This window comes from Burkholderia sp. Se-20373 (assembly GCF_017104705.1).
Taxonomy (GTDB): Bacteria; Pseudomonadota; Gammaproteobacteria; order Burkholderiales; family Burkholderiaceae; genus Burkholderia.
Window position 1 is genome coordinate 1 of sequence record NZ_JAAGPH010000113.1, and the last position, 17373, is coordinate 17373.

General features: G+C 64.1%; 16 protein-coding genes, 4 tRNA genes and 2 pseudogenes. 13 read left to right on the forward strand and 9 right to left on the reverse strand.

From position 1 onward, the window contains the following. The first annotated feature begins 417 nt into the window (after positions 1–417). The 6 genes from G3N96_RS28350 to G3N96_RS28375 all read left to right on the forward strand — a co-directional run bounded on the left by G3N96_RS28350 (position 418) and on the right by G3N96_RS28375 (position 5319). Positions 418–1431 (forward strand): class 1 fructose-bisphosphatase, encoded by a 1014-nt coding sequence (locus G3N96_RS28350; protein WP_089439471.1) that lies wholly within the window; start codon positions 418–420, stop codon positions 1429–1431. A 208-nt stretch (positions 1432–1639) separates the two neighbouring features. Further along, positions 1640–1715, forward strand: a tRNA-Thr gene (locus G3N96_RS28355). 171 nt (positions 1716–1886) lie between these two features. Then, entirely contained in the window at positions 1887–2696 is an 810-nt protein-coding gene (locus G3N96_RS28360) for a LuxR C-terminal-related transcriptional regulator (RefSeq protein ID WP_206139241.1), read from the forward strand. Positions 2697–2861: 165 nt separating this feature from the next. Continuing rightward, a complete protein-coding gene (locus G3N96_RS28365) occupies positions 2862–4595 on the forward strand; it encodes an FAD-dependent oxidoreductase (RefSeq protein WP_206139242.1) in 1734 nt (577 codons plus the stop codon). Then, positions 4592–4804 (forward strand): hypothetical protein, encoded by a 213-nt coding sequence (locus G3N96_RS28370; protein ID WP_206139243.1) that lies wholly within the window; start codon positions 4592–4594, stop codon positions 4802–4804. Before G3N96_RS28365 ends, G3N96_RS28370 begins: the two co-directional genes overlap by 4 nt. A gap of 260 nt (positions 4805–5064) precedes the next feature. After that, entirely contained in the window at positions 5065–5319 is a 255-nt protein-coding gene (locus tag G3N96_RS28375) for a GlsB/YeaQ/YmgE family stress response membrane protein (RefSeq protein WP_089439467.1), read from the forward strand. A gap of 79 nt (positions 5320–5398) precedes the next feature. Here G3N96_RS28375 and G3N96_RS28380 read toward each other — a convergent pair. From G3N96_RS28380 to G3N96_RS28390, 3 genes and pseudogenes are all read right to left on the reverse strand, one after another. Then, a pseudogene (locus G3N96_RS28380) lies at positions 5399–5557 on the reverse strand (TlpA family protein disulfide reductase); the annotation flags it as partial. A 45-nt stretch (positions 5558–5602) separates the two neighbouring features. Further along, positions 5603–7042: pseudogene (locus tag G3N96_RS28385) on the reverse strand (TonB-dependent receptor); the annotation flags it as partial. 227 nt (positions 7043–7269) lie between these two features. Continuing rightward, a complete protein-coding gene (locus tag G3N96_RS28390) occupies positions 7270–7659 on the reverse strand; it encodes a DUF2946 domain-containing protein (RefSeq protein WP_206139244.1) in 390 nt (129 codons plus the stop codon). A gap of 196 nt (positions 7660–7855) precedes the next feature. Here G3N96_RS28390 and G3N96_RS28395 point away from each other — a divergent pair, with 196 nt between their 5' ends. Both G3N96_RS28395 and G3N96_RS28400 read left to right on the forward strand, forming a co-directional pair. Beyond that, positions 7856–8002: a hypothetical protein gene (locus G3N96_RS28395; RefSeq protein ID WP_006756195.1), complete on the forward strand. Its 147-nt coding sequence runs from the start codon at positions 7856–7858 to the stop codon at positions 8000–8002. A 223-nt stretch (positions 8003–8225) separates the two neighbouring features. Further along, entirely contained in the window at positions 8226–8819 is a 594-nt protein-coding gene (locus G3N96_RS28400) for a chorismate mutase (protein WP_206139245.1), read from the forward strand. A 35-nt stretch (positions 8820–8854) separates the two neighbouring features. Here the strand turns inward: G3N96_RS28400 and G3N96_RS28405 are convergent, their stop codons facing one another. Next, a complete protein-coding gene (locus G3N96_RS28405) occupies positions 8855–9991 on the reverse strand; it encodes an exonuclease domain-containing protein (RefSeq protein ID WP_206139246.1) in 1137 nt (378 codons plus the stop codon). 141 nt (positions 9992–10132) lie between these two features. Continuing rightward, a complete protein-coding gene (locus G3N96_RS28410) occupies positions 10133–10336 on the reverse strand; it encodes a cold-shock protein (protein WP_011351289.1) in 204 nt (67 codons plus the stop codon). A gap of 394 nt (positions 10337–10730) precedes the next feature. On the opposite strand from G3N96_RS28410, the gene G3N96_RS28415 reads away from it, so the two are divergent. Then, the gene (locus G3N96_RS28415) at positions 10731–11003 is read left to right on the forward strand and encodes a hypothetical protein (protein WP_089494292.1); all 273 of its coding nucleotides are present in this window, start codon (positions 10731–10733) and stop codon (positions 11001–11003) included. Between the two features lie 499 nt (positions 11004–11502). Next, positions 11503–12654 carry a porin gene (locus G3N96_RS28420; protein ID WP_206139247.1) on the forward strand — a complete coding sequence of 384 codons (1152 nt, stop codon included), beginning with the start codon at positions 11503–11505 and terminating at the stop codon, positions 12652–12654. Positions 12655–12737: 83 nt separating this feature from the next. Here the strand turns inward: G3N96_RS28420 and greB are convergent, their stop codons facing one another. Continuing rightward, positions 12738–13301: a transcription elongation factor GreB gene (greB, locus tag G3N96_RS28425; RefSeq protein ID WP_089439460.1), complete on the reverse strand. Its 564-nt coding sequence runs from the start codon at positions 13299–13301 to the stop codon at positions 12738–12740. Between the two features lie 128 nt (positions 13302–13429). Here greB and G3N96_RS28430 point away from each other — a divergent pair. The 3 genes from G3N96_RS28430 to G3N96_RS28440 all read left to right on the forward strand — a co-directional run bounded on the left by G3N96_RS28430 (position 13430) and on the right by G3N96_RS28440 (position 13787). After that, positions 13430–13506, forward strand: a tRNA-Arg gene (locus G3N96_RS28430). 67 nt (positions 13507–13573) lie between these two features. Then, a tRNA-Arg gene (locus G3N96_RS28435) sits at positions 13574–13650 on the forward strand. Between the two features lie 60 nt (positions 13651–13710). Next, positions 13711–13787, forward strand: a tRNA-Arg gene (locus G3N96_RS28440). Between the two features lie 205 nt (positions 13788–13992). Here the strand turns inward: G3N96_RS28440 and G3N96_RS28445 are convergent. The 3 genes from G3N96_RS28445 to gmk all read right to left on the reverse strand — a co-directional run bounded on the left by G3N96_RS28445 (position 13993) and on the right by gmk (position 17368). Next, positions 13993–16359: a bifunctional (p)ppGpp synthetase/guanosine-3',5'-bis(diphosphate) 3'-pyrophosphohydrolase gene (locus G3N96_RS28445; RefSeq protein ID WP_089494290.1), complete on the reverse strand. Its 2367-nt coding sequence runs from the start codon at positions 16357–16359 to the stop codon at positions 13993–13995. 63 nt (positions 16360–16422) lie between these two features. Beyond that, the gene (gene rpoZ / locus G3N96_RS28450; protein ID WP_006025620.1) at positions 16423–16626 is read right to left on the reverse strand and encodes a DNA-directed RNA polymerase subunit omega; all 204 of its coding nucleotides are present in this window, start codon (positions 16624–16626) and stop codon (positions 16423–16425) included. Positions 16627–16684: 58 nt separating this feature from the next. Continuing rightward, a complete protein-coding gene (gene gmk, locus G3N96_RS28455) occupies positions 16685–17368 on the reverse strand; it encodes a guanylate kinase (RefSeq protein WP_089494289.1) in 684 nt (227 codons plus the stop codon). Positions 17369–17373 lie beyond the last annotated feature (5 nt).

Here is a 17373-nt window from a genome sequence, read left to right on the forward strand (position 1 = left end):
GCCTCGCGCGCTCGCTCGAACTGTGGCGCCGCTTCACGCCCGCGCTGCGCGACCGGATGCGCGAAGCGCTCGAGCAAGTCGCCGCCGGTGCGAAATCGCGTGACGTGCGCGAGATCGTCGAGAAGGCACTCGCGTAACGCCATCGCCCGCGTCGCGCCTGCGCGATACAGCCGGTGCCGCCCGTCGCGGCACCGGCTTTTTTATGGTGTGAAGACTGCTGGAACCGCGCGCAATCGCGGGGAGCGACCGCGCCGCCTGCCGTCGCGTCAAGCGCGTCCCGCCGGTTTCCACCACCGGAAAACCGGGCCGGGCCGGCCGCCCGGCCATGTAACCGGACGAAAAAAGCCGGTGGCACGGGAGGCGCGGCGGGTAAAATTGCGGCTATTCAAGGATTCTTTTGGCCTTCTGGAGTCTGTCATGTCCATTGCCCGCCGCACCACGCTGTCGAAGTTCCTGATCGAACAGCAACGTGAGACCAACAACCTCCCCGCTGACCTGCGCCTGCTGATCGAAGTCGTCGCACGCGCATGCAAGGCGATCAGCTACAACGTGTCGAAGGGCGCGCTCGGCGAAGCGCTCGGCACCGCCGGCAGCGAGAACGTCCAGGGCGAAGTGCAGAAGAAGCTCGACATCCTGTCGAACGAAATCCTGCTCGACGCGAACGAATGGGGCGGCAACCTCGCCGCGATGGCATCGGAAGAAATGGAAACGTTCTTCCCGATCCCGGCGAACTACCCGCGCGGCGAATACCTGCTCGTGTTCGATCCGCTCGACGGCTCGTCGAACATCGACGTGAACGTGTCGATCGGCACGATCTTCTCGGTGCTGCGCTGCCCGGACGGCAAACAGGCCACCGAGGAATCGTTCCTGCAACCCGGCACGCAGCAGGTTGCGGCCGGCTACGCCGTGTACGGCCCGCAGACGGTGTTCGTGCTGACCACCGGCAACGGCGTGAACTGCTTCACGCTCGACCGAGAAGTCGGCTCGTGGGTGCTCACGCAGAGCAACATGCAGATCCCGGCCGACACGCGCGAGTACGCGATCAACGCATCGAACGCGCGCCACTGGTACGACCCGGTCAAGCGCTACGTCGACGAACTGAACGCCGGCAAGGACGGCCCGCGCGGCGACAACTTCAACATGCGCTGGATCGCATCGATGGTGGCCGACGTGCACCGGATCCTGAACCGCGGCGGCATCTTCATGTACCCGGCCGACAAGCGCACGCCCGATCGCCCGGGCAAGCTGCGCCTGATGTACGAAGCGAACCCGATGTCGTTCATCGTCGAACAGGCGGGCGGCGCCGCGACGACCGGCACGCAGCGCATCATGGAAGTGCAGCCGACGGGCCTGCATCAGCGCGTCCCTGTGTTCCTCGGTTCGAAGAACGAAGTCGAGCGCGTGACGGGCTACCATCAAGAAAAGCAATAAATTTGCACTGCAGCACTAGACAGTGTCGCGCGACGTACGTAGAATCGCGGCTCTCGATGTGACCCCAACGGGTCGCATCGCAGTGAAACGAAGCGGGGAAGTTTGCCGAGTCGATGAGTTTCGCGAAACAGCAGCAGCAAGCTGAAAAAATTTCGCAAAACCTATTGCCAAGGCCTCAGATTTCACCTTATAATTTCGTTTCTCTGATGCCGGTGTAGCTCAGTTGGTAGAGCAGCGCATTCGTAATGCGAAGGTCGTAGGTTCGACTCCTATCTCCGGCACCAAGTTATAAAGGGCTGACAAGCGATGCTTGTCAGCCCTTTTCTCATTCCGGGCGCCCAATCGCGCGCTGCCCTTCTTCTCTCCGCGTCCGCTCCGCTTGCGGGCATCACCCGACTCCCGCGCCGCACGCCGCCGATTACAATCGCCGGACCACTCCGCCCTTTCCGAGCATCATGCGCACCTGGCGTCTCGAGCGACCGAACCTCACCGGGCAACTGGACGTATCTCGTGCAACGCGCCTCGTCGCCGCGATCGGCAGCAACGAGCCCAACGCATTCGCAGCCGAAGTGCTGAAGCTGTTCGACGATGCGCTGTCGGTCACGCAATGCACGATCTTCGCGTACGAGTTCGGCAACCGCCCGCGCACGCTATCCGTCGCCGACCATCGCGGCGGCCGCTACCTGCGCGACGTCGCCGACACCTACGCGCGACACTTCTACGCGCTCGACGGCAACCAGAAGATCGTGTCGAGCGCACCTCGCGGCACGCGCCGCCACGACCTGCTGCTGCACCAGCAGGCCGGCGACGAGATCGTTCATGAAGCGTATCGAGCGGCCTGCTACCGCGGCCCCGACGTGTCCGACCGGCTGTCGTTGCTGATGCAGCCCAACGATGCGAGCTGGCTGTCGATCAATTTGTACCGCGCGCATCGCAGCGGCGCGTTCCAGCCGCGCGAGATCGCGGAGATCGAAGCGCTCGCGCCGCTGATCGCGCAGGCCGCGAAGCATCACTACGCGCTCGCCGATGCCGCGCAGATCGGAATCCCGCAACGGATGCTCGCGCGGTTACGCAGCGCCTGCCCGGCGCTGTCCAAGCGTGAACTCGACGTGCTGCGCGGTGTGCTCGAAGGCCAGAGCGCACAAGAGATCGGCGAGACGATCGGCGTGAAGGTGTCGAGCGTCGTCACGTACCAGAAACGCGCGTACCGGCGCCTGGGCATCTCGAGCCAGCGCCAGTTGTTCGCGCTCTGCCTGCAGCCCTGAACCGAACCGGCCGGCGATGGCCGAATCGGGGTAAATCCCGGTCGGCTTGCTGTACCCGGAATGGGGACAGCGGACTTCCGCCCGGCTTCCATACTGCTTCGACTGCCTGCACGCGTTTGCCCCGGCGCGCGTGCACGTCGAACCGCCCTCCCCCGGAAGCCAACGATGAATATCGACTTCAAGCCCTACCCGTTCGTCGCCGAGCGCCATCCCGCGCATCTGCCGGCCTGCGACGACGGTATCGATACGCACCGGCATCGCGTAGCGATCATCGGCGGCGGCCCCGTCGGCCTCGCCGTCGCGCTCGGCCTCGCGAACCATGGCATCCGCAGCGTGCTGATCGAGGCCGACGATGCGGTCTGCCACGGCAGCCGCGCGATCTGCATCTCGCGGCGCAGCCTCGAGATCATCGAGCGGCTCGGCGCGCTCGGCGACTTTCTGCGCACGGGGCTGCCGTGGACCGGCGGACGCAGCTTCTACCGTCGCGACGAAGTGCTGCATTTCACGATGCCGCAGGACGAAAACCAGAAGCTGCCGCCGATGATCAATCTCGCGCAGTATCACATCGAGCAGTTCCTGCTCGACGCCGCGCTGCGTCGCCCCGAACTCATCGAGATCCGCTGGCAGGCGAAAGTCACCGGCGTGACCCGGCAACCGGACGGTGTGCGCCTGGACGTCGACACCCCGCTCGGCAGCTACGCACTCGACACCGACTGGGTCGTCGCATGCGACGGCGGGCGCAGCACGATGCGCGAGGCGCTCGGCCTGTCGCTGCAGGGCACGAGCTACGAGGGCCGCTACGTGATCGTCGACATCGCGCTCGCCAGCGACCGGCCGACCGAACGGCTCGCATACTTCGATCCGTCGTCGAACCCGGGCTCGACGGTACTCGTCCACAAGCAACCCGACAACGTGTGGCGGATCGACTACCAGTTGCGCGACGATGAGGATCCCGAAGCGGCTATCAAACCGGAGAACGTGATTCCCCGCGTGCAGAACCTGCTCGACATGATGGGCGAGCACGGCGACTGGTCGCCGATCTGGATCACAATCTACAAGGCGAATGCACTGACGCTCGAACGCTATCGGCACGGCCGCGTGCTGTTCTGCGGCGACGCCGCGCATCTCGTGCCGATCTTCGGCGTGCGCGGCGCGAATTCGGGCATCGACGATGCCGACAACCTTGCATGGAAACTCGCGTACGTGACTCGTGGGCTCGCTTCGGACACGCTGCTCGACAACTACTCGGACGAGCGCGTGTTCGCGACGCACGAGAACCTGCGCTACGGGACGAAGAGCACCGAGTTCATGGCGCCGCCGTCGTTTGCGTTCGAACTGATGCGCAAGGCCGTGCTGTCGCTCGCGGTCCGGCATCCGGCGCTGCGCTCGCTGATCAATCCGCGCCAGACGACAGCCATCGTCTATGCGACGTCGTCGCTCAACGCAGCCGAACGCGACACGTTTTCAGCCGGCCCCGCGCCCGGGACGGTACTCGCCGAATGCCCGCTGATGCGGTACACGGCGCCCGGCAGCGACACGCGCCGCGGCCACCTGACCGATCTCGTCGCGCCGCGCTTCACCGCGCTCTGCTTCACGTCCGACGGCGTACCCGATCCGACGCTGGCCGATCTCGAACGACGCCTGCAGGCCAAGCGGATACCGTTCGCGCTCATCACGCTCGCTCGGCATGCGGTGCCGCAGCAACCGGCCTGCGGCGGGCATGACGAAGACGGCCGGCTGTTCGACATGTACGGCGCGCGTGAGGGCACCGTCTATCTCGTGCGTCCGGACGGCCATGTACTCGGGCGCTGGCACGACGCTCGCGCCGGCGAGGTGGCCACCGCGCTCGAACGCGCGCTCCATCCGCGCGCATCAACCGATCCTCAGGAGATCGCATGATGACGAATACCGAACGCGACACCCTCTACACCGACCTGTGCCGCGCGATGACGCAGATCGGCGAAGCCGATGCATCGCTCTTTCTCGCCCGCTTCGCACTGCTGTCGATCGAGGCGATCGGCGATGTCGCGACCGTGGCACGACTGGTCGCCGAAGCAAGCGACGGATTACCCAACGCGGGCAGGCAGCCATCGACACACGAACGCTGACGCCGATGGCTGACCGGCTTCACCGGCGGCCATACATTACAACTTCATTTCACCATGCATCGTTCATGCACGGGCCTCGCCGTATGCAGACGAATTCCCTGGAAAATCCCGCTAAGGGTGCATAACATTACTTAACGATTCCGACCCGTCTATCGCGTTACATTGCGTGGGCGGCGCGGCAGGTCGCGTTGCCGCCTTCATTCAGCTTGCGGCAACGCTGCCGACGTCCGGTCATTCGACAACTCAAGGAGAGGACAACCATGGCTCATGGCTTGATTATGTGGCTCATCATCGGTGCGATCGCCGGCTGGCTTGCCGGCTTGCTCGTCAAGGGCGGCGGCTTCGGGCTGATCGTCGACATCATCGTCGGGATCGTCGGCGCGGTGATCGGCGGCTGGCTCGCCGGGATACTCGGCATCAGCGTCGGCAGCGGCTTCATCGGTTCGGTGATCGTCGCGGTCGTCGGCGCGGTGATCCTGCTATTCGTGATCCGGCTATTCAAGCGAGCGGCCTGACGCTTCTCTCCACGCGCCTTCGGGCGCGTTTTCGCATCAGGCCGGCGGGCGGCACGCTCGCCGCGCGCCGCCGGCCCGCTCAGCGCTTCGCGCGCTGCAACCTGCCGTCGGGTATGTCGGCCGTCAGCAGTCCACTGCGCGCTTCGCGTGCATCATCGCGCCAGATCCACACGATGCGCGGCATTTCCCCTCTCCATCCCGCATCGAGCGCCGCGCGCAAACGCTCGGGCGTCGGCTGGCGACAACAACGCGCACCACAGCGCACCGCCTGCCGCGAGCGATCTCACAGCGACCATTTCAGTTCTCCATAGAAAGTACGGCCCGGATACGGGTGGAACACGTAGTAGCGGCGGTCCGTCAGGTTGTCGATGCCGAGCGACGCGGTCCAGTGACGGTCGAAGCGGTAGCGCGCCTTCAGGTCGACGACCGTCAACGAGCTCGTGCCGCCGTAGACGTCCGGGTTCACGTCACTGTTGTCGAGCGTGTTGAACTGGCGGCCCGAGTAGCGCACACCGACGCTCGCGAGCCAGCGCTCGTCGAAGCGATACGACGCGAGCAGGTTCGCACGCATGCGCGGAATCCGCGGAAAGCGCGAGCCGACATACGCCGGATTCGCGGCGTCGGCGAGGATCTGCGCGTTGCTCGCCGACAGGTTCGCGTCGATCGCGAGCCCCTTCAAACCGACGTTCTCGCCGCTGAACGCGAGTTCGACGCCACGCACGCGCACGCGATCGACGTTCGAGATGTTGGTCACCGTCGTCGCGCCCGACACCGTCGTCTGGCTGTAGATCGAATCGCGCAGGTCGCTCTGGAACACGCTGGCACGCACGACGCCGACGACCACGTCGCGTTCGGCCGTGAAATCCCAGTCGATCGCCTTTTCCGGCCGCAGGTTCGGGTTGTTGTTGACGATCGCGTTGTTCGAGATCGTGCCCTGGAACAGTTCGCCGACCGTCGGAAAACGCGTGCCTGTCGCAAACGTCAGCCGGAAGCGCCAGACGTCGGTCGCATCCCATTGCAACGCGACCTTCGGCGACAGCGCATTCGCGCTGCGGTCCGCATAGCCGAGCGTGCCCGTTGCATTGCCGAGCGCACCGCCGTACGCATCCCAGCGCTCGTAGCGCAGCCCCAGCGTCGCGAGCCAGCCCGGCGCGAAACGCCACGCGTCCTGCCCGAACAATGCCTGCGTGCGCGTGTCGCCGCGATAGACGCTCGACAGCGACGTGGTCGGCCCGGCCAGCCAGTCGGCCGTGTTGTACGTGACGTTGCGCAGGAAGTAATTGTCGTAGTGATAGCCGAACGTGAACGTGTGGCCCTTCACTTCCGGCGCCTCTGCCTTCAGGTCGAGCGTGCGCCAGCCGGTGCCGTCGCCCTGGAACAGTGTGCCTGCGCCGCCCTGCACGGTCGACGCCGAGCGTTGCACGTCGCGCGACACGTCGTACGCGGATACGACGCCCGACAGCCGCCGGCCGGAATCGAGCCGGCCATTCAGGCCGAGCGCATACAGCCAGTTCTCCTGGTCGCCGCGCTGCGGCGCGAATGCGTTCGGCGCGACGGTCATGTTCCGGCCGCCGATCGACACGTTGCCGCGCGCGATATCGTCCGGCGGAATCAGCGACCAGCGCGGCGGATACGCGTAGCTCGAGCCGAGCAGGTTCGACAGCAGTACGCCGTCGGCGTAGACGAGCCCGCGCGCGCTCTGCAGTTCGTTGAAGTCGAGGCCGCATGGGCGGCGGGCCACGCGAGAGCGGCCGCGCATCCAAGCGCGAGCCTGCCGCGCGACGGCCGCGCGGCAAAGGGAGAGGACATGAGTGAATTCCTGAAAACGTGATCGGACGCCGCCGGACACGAGCGCGCGCCGGACACGAGCGCGCGCCGCGCACGAACGGCGCGGCACGCGGCCCGGCCGCGGACGGCACGCGCGCCACCGGGGCGCGCGGACGACATCAATCAGATCGGAGCGTTTTCAGGCGGGGCGCGAGGCTGCGCGAGACGGATGCCCTTGCGGGGAAAATCGGGAATGGCGGGCGCGGCCGCGCGAGAGGCGAACGTCCGCACGAAGCCCGGCAGTGCGGGCAGGCTCGACCCGAGCGCCACGTTCGCCGCGAAGCCGGGGCAGTACACGCAGTGCGGCACGCCGTCATGGTCGAACGACGACGTATCGTGATCGCCGCCCGCCTGCGCGAGCACGACCTGGCGGGCGCCCGCTGCACTGCACAACTCGAGCGTGAGCTCGCCGGAGCCGCTCGATGCAAGACGCGCATAGCCGATGACAGGCGACAGTACGTTCAGTACCAGCGCCAGCCATACAAGGCCGATCCATCGCGTCGTTCGCTTCATCACGGTCCGGAAAAAGTGCGCGCAAGTATAACAAGCGGCCGATTCATGCCGATCCCGCACGGCGCAATAGTCGGCATCGCAGCGCGCGTCAGAGCGCATGTGCCGTTAATACAACAGAGACAAAATCTAACGATTCGCCACTGGCATAAATCCAAGCACGAGGTTGATAATCATCGAACCTGCTGGAGAAATGACCATGGACGAAAGACCAACCCGCATGCCACCGCCGGAGCAAGTGATGAGCCCGGATCCGGAACCCGTCGGCGTGGAATTCCTCGCCGAATTGCCCGACCACGTGCGGGCATTCTTCGACGAGCAGCACAAGCTGTACTCGCCGAAGTGAACGCCTGTTCGGTTCTGTAACCGCCACGTGCCGATCCTCGCTATCGTGCGGTTCATCACTGCGCATCGCGCGCAATTCGCCTCGCACCCGGGCCGCAACAGCCTGACGGTGCCGGATCAGCTCGCCTGCTGATTCTCTGGTCGCTGCGCTACGCCGCGCGACTGTCTTCGTCTATCCTTCTGGTTTTCCACATCCGGCCCGCCCGGCTCTCCCGATCGTTCCGATGAAGCAAGCCATTCGTGCCAGCCTCGCTGTCGCCGCACTCGGCGTCGCCCTCTTTTCGTCCCCGCGCGTCGCCAATGCAGACGGTGACGACACCGCCCTCACCAATATCGTCGCGCTCGCATCGCAGCGCCTCGCGCTCGCCGAACCGGTCGCTCGATGGAAATGGGCGAATCACAAGGCAATCGAGGACCGACCGCGCGAAGCGGAACTGCTCGTGTCAGTCGAGAAGCGCGCGGTACAGGCCGGCGTCGATCCCGCGTTCGCACGGACGTTCTTCGAGGATCAGATCACCGCGAGCAAGGATGTGCAGAATGCGCTGTTCGCGACCTGGCGCACGACGCGGCCGCCGGAAGGCACACCGCCCGATCTCGCGACCAGCACGCGCCCTGCGCTCGACCGGCTGACGCAGAAAATGCTCGCGGGGCTCGCGCAGGTTGCACCGCTGCGGGATGCGCCTGATTGCCAGACGCGGCTCGCGCGCAGCATCGCCAACTGGAAGACGCTCACGCGCTACGACGCCACGCAAACGCAGGCACTCGACACCGCGCTGTCGCACGTCTGCTCGGCCGGCGGCGCAAGCGCGATCGGCTGACGACAGCGGGCGGGGGGCGCGCGAGCTCGCCCTGATTAACCCGCCTGCCCCGCAGGCGTGAGCGCGGCGAGCGGAATCAGCTGCAGGCCGCGGGCGAGATGCGTCTGCAGCAGACGGTGGGTGAAGGGTTCGAACGCACCGTCCGTCGCGTCGGCCGCGAGTTGCGCGGCCGCGTCGAGCGACTCCGCCGCGCCGAGATAGCGCCAGCCGTCGATCACATGAAACAGGCTGCGCTCGCCGCTCGCCTCGAATGCGACCGCACCTTCGAACGGCCAGGGCGCAGCGCCGGCACGGGCGTCGGCCGCGAGGCGCCGGTTGTATGACGGCCGCAGCCGGGCAATCCATTGCGCTTCGGCCAGCATCGCCCCCAACTCGTTGCCGGTCTCGCGCCATTCGACCCGCCGCACCTGCTGCGCCAGTCGCATTTCCTTCGACGAACGGCGCTCGCCCGTCAGCAGCGCACGCAGCCGCTGCCGCACACGCACGCTGCGGCCAACATACAGCGGTACATCCTCCTCCCCGAACAGTGCGTACGCACCGCAGCCGGGCGGCGCGGTATCGAGCCAGGCTTCGGTCAGGTCGCCGCCCAGACGGAAGTGGCGCGTCGTGCGCGCGATCTGGTCACGCAGTCGCTCGAGCGGCACGATATCGTGCAACAGGCGCCAGAACTGCCACAGCAGGTCAGCATCCGCCAGCGCCCGGTGGCGGGCAGCCGGCACGAGGCCGTGGCGCTCGATCAACGCGTCGAGGCCGTGCCGCGACTCGCGCGGGAACAGCGCTTTCGACAGCCGCACCGTACACAGCACATCGGGATTGAACGCGAAGCCGGCCCGCTCGAATTCGGCCCGCAGGAAGCCGCGGTCGAAGCTCGCGTTGTGCGCGACGAAAAGCTTGCCGTCGAGCCGCTCGAACAAACCCGGCGCCAGAGACGCAAATGACGGCGCCTCGCGCACCATCTCGTCCGAAATGCCCGTCAGTTGCTGGATGAACGGCGGAATCGGCTGCCCCGGATTGACGAGCGTCGTCCACGTCGACACGCCGAACGGGCCGATTTCGACCACGCCGATTTCAGTGATGCGGTGTTCGGCGGGCGAGCCGCCAGTGGTTTCAAGGTCGACGAAAACGAGCGGCTGTTCGCTGGCGGGATCGGACGGACGGGGGGAATCAGACATGAAAAGACTGGAAAACGATGCTTCCGTGAGTATGCACCGGCATACGGGTTCGCGGCCAGCCCGAACCGGAATGTTCCGCCCCCGAAAAACAAAAAGCCCCCGCAATGCGGGGGCCGGACGTGATCGGCAATGCGTGGCGCGTCAGACCGCCTGGATATTCGCTGCCTGCTTGCCTTTCGGCCCGACTTTCACGTCGAACGAAACACGCTGGTTTTCCTTCAGCGTCTTGAAGCCGTCCATCTTGATTTCGGAAAAGTGTGCAAACAAATCTTCACCGCCATTGTCCGACGTAATAAAGCCGAAACCTTTAGCATCGTTAAACCATTTCACGATACCGGTATCCATGTCTTCGTTCCCCACTCGATTAGATCCAAAAAAGCTATTTTTATAGCCGTTTCCCGAAATCCCGAAACATTGCGCCAGCACCCACACCAGCACGCCGCCCGAGGACGGAGTGCTGACTTTATAAATTGGACAATCCGGGTGCGTCAAGGAAATTTTTGACGATCGTTTTATCAAAAAAGAGCTAATACCACTGGAATCGGTACACCGGCGCCTTTGATTAATTGATTCGCAACAAAAACCTGTCAATATTACCGGGATCAGAACGTTAATAATCGCGACGGTGAAATTCCTACCGGGGACAAATCGGCTCGGTAAATTCCTCGGGTTTTTTCCGGGTTGCGGAAATCCGGGGACATTGCGATGCTCGCTTAACGTCGGAAGGAAGGAGAAGGTCATGTGGCTGGACGGAATCAAGCGCTTCGCGAGCCGGCTCGGACGCGTACACCGCAAGTCCCGCGCCCTGGCCGAGTCCGCGTCCTCGCGCGAAGCGCCGTGCGACACCGAATTCGATACGACCTGGCATGGCGATCACTGGCAGAACCTGCTCTCGTCGCCTCTCGATGCCCGCCACTATGTGATGGAAGACTGGACATACACGCCGCCCCCCAACGAAGCCAAGGAGGCCGCACCCGCGGCCAAGCGCAAGCGGCGCTCGTTCGCGCAATAGCGCGCGGACCGACAGGCAAAAAAAAGCGCGACTGGGAAGTCGCGCCGACAAAGGTTTGGAGATCTTTTCCGTCAACGAAAAAGTCTGCTTCGGAAAGCAGAGATCGCAGTATAGCGAGAGAACAACCTTTCATTAGCCATGCTCCACACAAACCTCTATTGCCGATGTGTCAATAATCGGATGACGACCATCCCCGCCTCCCGCTGACCATCTGTCGCGATCGCACAACGCCCGTTACGTACTCCTGACCGCCATTTTTCTTCGCTGCACCGCCGCAAATCCTTGATGGTCAATCGTTTCCGCCATATTGCCGATCTTTGCGGATTCCAAAATATATTATTGCTTAAAGCGCATCCTTCCCCCGCTCCACGCACTCCGTACACTGCAGATGGCTTTTTGATAAGCGCACCGCCGCTCTGCCGGACCGGCCGCAACGTCAAGCACAACATGCCAGTCCGCAGCAGGTTCGATCGACATCATCCTGTTTGGAGACAGATCCATGAAAAAAACCCTGATCGTCACCGCGTTGTCGGGTGTATTCGTTACGGCGGCTCACGCCCAAAGCAGCGTGACGCTCTATGGCCTGATCGATGCAGGCATCACCTATACGAACAACCAGGGTGGCCACAGCTCATGGTCGGAACGCAGCGGCCAGATCAACGGCAGCCGCTGGGGCCTGCGCGGCACGGAAGATCTCGGTGGCGGCCTGAAAGCAATCTTCGTGTTGGAAAACGGCTTCAACATCGCCAATGGCACGCTCGGCCAGAATGGCCGCGAATTCGGCCGCCAAGCGTTCGTCGGCCTGTCTCATGACCAGCTCGGCGCCGTCACCCTCGGTCGCCAGTACGATAGCGTCGTCGACTACATCGGGCCGCTGTCCCTGACCGGTACGCAATTCGGCGGCACCCAGTTTGCCCACCCGTTCGACAACGACAATCTGAACAATTCGTTCCGGATCAATAACGCTGTCAAGTACACGAGCGTCAATTACGGCGGACTGAAGTTCGGCGCGTTGTACGGCTTCTCGAACAGCAGCCAGTTCTCGAACAATCGCGCGTACAGCGCAGGCGTGTCGTACACCTACGCCGGCTTCAATATCGGCGCCGGCTACCTGCAGTTGAACAATGACATCTCGGGCCTCACGTCGGCGGCGGTCACCAACAGCGGCGGCGCGGTGGCAGGCGACAATACGTTCGTCGGCAAGCGTCAGCGCGTGTTCGGCGGCGGCCTGAACTACACGTTCGGTCCGGCAACGGCCGGCTTCGTGTTCACGCAATCGCGCGTGAACCGGGCGCTCGGTATCGCTGCGGGTGCGTCGGGCGTGTCGAACGGGCTGGGTCTCGACGGCACGTTTGCCCGCTTCAACAACTACGAAGTGAACGCGCGCTACGCGCTCACGCCGGCCTTGTCGCTGGCCGGGTCGTACACGTACACCGCCGGCTTCCTGGACGGCCGTCATCCGGGCTGGAACCAGTTCAACCTGCAGACCGACTATGCGCTGTCCAAGCGGACCGACGTGTATGTGCAAGGCGTGTATCAGCGCGTCAGCACGGACGGCCTGGGCATCGGCGCCTATGTCAATGGCCTCGGTGGTGCTTCATCGACCAACAAGCAGATCGCGGTCACGGCCGGCCTGCGCCATCGCTTCTGAGCGACCGGCAGTTCCGCCGCACGCCGGATGACGAAGCGCCCCATCGGGGCGCTTTTTCCTTGCCGGGCTGCGCCGTGCGCCGCTCAGGCGTTGCCCGGCGCCGGGTAACGGACGTCGAGCACGTCGATCGGCTGCGGGCCGGCCGGCGTCATCAGCATGACGGTATCGCCGATCTTCGCCTTGATCAGTGCGCGCGCGACCGGCGAAATCCAGCTGACGCAGCCGCGATCGAGATCGACCTCGTCGATCCCGACGATCGTGATCGTGTGATCCTCGCCGTCCGGTGTTTCGTAATCGACCGTTGCGCCGAAAAACACCTGGTCGACATTCTCCTGCCGGCTCGCATCGACGACTTCGGCCAGATCGAGCCGCTTCGTCAGGAAGCGGATGCGGCGATCGATCTCGCGAAGCCGCCGCTTGCCGTAGATGTAGTCGCCATTCTCCGACCGGTCACCATTCGACGCGGCCCAGGATACGAGCCGCACGACCTCGGGACGCTCGACGTCGATCAGGTTCAGCAGTTCGTCCCTCAGCCGCTTGTGGCCGGCGGGCGTGATGTAGTTCTTCGAGCCCGCTGGAATCGCCGGCTGGGCCTGGTCCAGATCGTCGTCGTCGCCGTCCGACTCTTTGACAAACGCCTTGTTCATGATGCAGATTCAACATGGATGACTGATGCTCCAAGGGTACACGAAGGGCGCCCCGGTCAGGCCATGCACCTAATTTGCGAATAAGGCTTCCCTTTTTATACAACCCTGCTATAATTTCGCTTCTGCGTGCGGCTGTAGCTCAGTTGGATAGAGTACTTGGCTACGAACCAAGGGGTCGTGGGTTCGAATCCTGCCAGCCGCGCCACTTTTTTCGAGGGCCTTCTGAACCGAAGGCCCTTTCAGTTCGAAGCAGTAGAAGTTTTGTTTTGCGTGCGGCTGTAGCTCAGTTGGATAGAGTACTTGGCTACGAACCAAGGGGTCGTGGGTTCGAATCCTGCCAGCCGCGCCACTTTTTTGGGAGCCTTCCCATCGCAGAAGGTTCCGACAGTTGAGAAGTACCGTTTTGCGTGCGGCTGTAGCTCAGTTGGATAGAGTACTTGGCTACGAACCAAGGGGTCGTGGGTTCGAATCCTGCCAGCCGCGCCACCTTAAAAGGGCTTTCCTCCGGGAAAGCCCTTTTTCTTTTCCACCTCCCCTTCCTTCCCTTGCTCAACGCACGGCAACGTACGGTTGCGTCACGCCCCTTTTCGGAAGAACGCCGGCCACGACACCGCACGCGCTCGCCGCCAAACAGCACAAATGAAAACGGCGGCCATTGGCCGCCGTCGATCGCTCGCCCACCCGGGCTGCGTCAGTAATCCTGACGCTCGCGCTCGATGCGCATGCCGCCGTCGTGGCGCGCATGCGCACCGTCGTCGGTCGAACGCTCGCGCATGATCCGCATCACGTCCGGATTGGTTCGCACGCGTCGCATCACGTTCGCGAGATGCACACGATCGCTGACCTGGATCACGAAGCGCAGCACCGTCGACTCGTGCGTCAGATCCTCGTCCATCGCGATATGCACGATGTTCGCGTCGGCCGACGTGATGTCCGCCGCCACGCGCGCAAAGATGCCCTTCGTGTTCTTCACGAGCGCCTTCACCGCGACATCGAACAGGCGGCCCGGCTGCGGCGCCCATTCGACGTCGATCCAGCGGCCCGGATCGCGGCGATGGATACGCTGCGCCACGCGGCAATCGGTCGTATGAATCGCCATCCCCAGGCCGATGCCGATGTAACCCATGATCGCGTCGCCCGGAATCGGCCGGCAGCATGCGGACAACTGCACGGACATCCCTTCGGTGCCGGTGATCACGACCGGCGGCGCGTGGTGCGCGGAATGCCGCTCGGACTTCGGCAGATCGTCGTCCGCATCGCGGCCGCTCATCAGCACCTCGATGCGCTTGGCCATCACCGCGGCCACGCGGCGGCCGAGGCCGATGTCCGCGAAGATTTCCTGACGGCTCTTGTTGCCCGTCCACTGCACGAGCTTCTCCCACACTTCCGGCTCGACATCGGCCAGCGCGAGACCGTAGCCCTTCAGGCTCTGGTCGACCAGTCGCTCGCCCAGCTGCACCGATTCGTTCAGGCGCATCGTCTTCAGGTAGTGCCGGATCGCCGAGCGCGCCTTGCCGGTACGCACGAAGCCGAGCCACGCAGGGTTCGGCTTCGAATACGGCGCCGTGATCACCTCGACGATGTCGCCGCTCTTCAGCTCGGTGCGCAGCGGCAGCAACTCGTTGTTGATCTTCACGGCCACGCACTGGTTGCCGAGATCGCTGTGGATCGAATACGCGAAATCGAGTGCCGTCGCGCCGCGTGGCAGCGCCATGATCTTCGACTTCGGCGTGAACACGTAGACCGCATCCGGGAACAGGTCGATCTTCACGTGCTCGAGGAATTCGCTCGAATCGCCGGCTTCGCTCTGGATGTCGAGCAGCGACTTCAGCCACTGGTGCGCGCGCTTCTGCACGTCGCTGAGATCCGCGCTGCCGTTCTTGTACAGCCAGTGCGCGGCGACCCCCGCCTCGGCGATCTCGTGCATCTTGCGCGTGCGCACCTGGAACTCGATCGGCGCACCGAACGGGCCGACCAACGTGGTGTGCAGCGACTGATAGCCGTTGATCTTCGGGATCGCGATGTAGTCCTTGAACTTGCCGGGTACGGGCTTGTACAGCGCGTGCAGCGCGCCGATGCACGTGTAGCAGTCGAGCGGGCTGTCGACGACGACGCGAAAGCCGTACACGTCGAGCACCTGCGAGAACGACAGCTGCTTGTCGCGCATCTTGCGGTACACGCTGTAGATGGTCTTTTCGCGGCCGGTGATCTCGGCGTCGATCTTCGCATCGGCCATCGCGCGCTGCGCGGCTTCGAGGATCTTGCTGATCACTTCGCGGCGGTTGCCGCGCGCGGCCTTCACGGCCTTCTCGAGCGTCGCGTAGCGATGCGGGTTGAAATTCGCGAAGCTCATGTCCTGCAGCTCGCGATATGTGTTGTTCAACCCGAGGCGGTGCGCGATCGGCGCGTAGATGTCGAGCGTTTCCCGCGCGACGCGGCGGCGCTTTTCCATCGGCACCGCGCCGAGCGTGCGCATGTTGTGCAGACGATCGGCGAGCTTGACGAGAATGACGCGCACGTCGCGTGCCATCGCGAGCAGCATCTTGCGGAAGTTTTCCGCCTGCGCTTCCTCGCGGCTGCGGAATTCCATCTTGTCGAGCTTCGACAGGCCATCGACCAGTTCGGCGACCTTCGGGCCGAACCGTTCGGCCAGCTCGCTCTTGGTCACGCCCTGGTCTTCCATCACGTCGTGCAGCAGCGCGGCCATGACGGCCTGCGCGTCGAGCTTCCAGCCGGCGCAGATTTCCGCGACGGCGACGGGATGGGTGATGTAGGGTTCGCCGCTCTGGCGATATTGACCGAGGTGGGCTTCGTCACTGAAGTGGAACGCCGCCTTGACCTCTTTGATTTCTTCCGGAGGAAGATACTCGGCAAGCACGGCTGTCAGTTTCGCGATCGAAACGACGCCGTGCTTGCGAGGCTGCTCCGGTGTGGCGGTCGGCCCGAACAGATGCCGGAAGGACTGTTCGAGGACCGCGTCGATGTACTGGCGCGCAGGCGACTGGGCCGTGGCTTCGGTGGTCGAATCCGCGGAGGCGGACGATGGGGTGGTGCTCATATTCGCCTCCAGGTCGAGTCGTTGCGCGCGTGGATTACATGGCTGGAACGGGCCGGATGCGCGTTACACCGGCACCTTCTTCAGCATCTCGACGCCGACCTGGCCGGCAGCGATTTCGCGCAGCGCGACGACGGTCGGCTTGTCGCGGCTTTCGATCTTCGGCGTATGGCCTTGCGCGAGCTGCCGCGCGCGATAGGTGGCGGCGAGCGCCAGTTCGAAGCGATTCGGGATTTGCTTCAGGCAGTCTTCGACGGTAATGCGAGCCATGTTGGTAATTCCTTCTGAATATAGTCCTTATTCTACCTTATGTCCCTCGTCCCCCGCGTCATTCCGCGTGGGGCAGATGGATGCCGAGCTCGATGAACAGCTCCGTGTGTCGCGCGTACTGCGAAGCAAAGCGCAGGCGCGTGGCCGCGACGATGCATTCGAGCTCCGCGAGCGCACGCTCGAAGTTCTCGTTGATCACCACGTATTCCGCTTCGGACGCGTGCGCGATCTCGCTGCCCGCGGCAAGCAGGCGGCGTGTGATCACGTTCGGCTCGTCCTGGCCGCGCTTCTTCAGGCGCTCCTCGAGCGCGTCGAGCGACGGCGGCAGGATGAAGATGCCGACCGCGTTGCGGAACTGCTTCTTCACCTGCAGCGCGCCCTGCCAGTCGATCTCGAGCAGCACGTCGTGGCCGTTCCTCATCTGCTCTTCGATCCAGACGCGCGACGTGCCGTAGTAGTTGCCGTGCACTTCCGCGCTCTCGAGGAATTCGTGCGCCGCGTGACGCGCGCGGAAATCCTCGACCGTCGTGAAGTGATAGTGCTGGCCGTCCTGCTCGCCCGGGCGCGGCTTGCGTGTCGTGTACGAGATCGACAGGCAGATGTCGCTGTCTTTCGACAGCAGCGCATTCACGAGCGTCGACTTGCCTGCGCCCGACGGCGCGACGACCATGAACAGGTTGCCGGGATAGACGCCGCCGTGCAGCGAATGCGACGCGTGCGCGTCGCGGGTAGATTCCGTCATGTTGC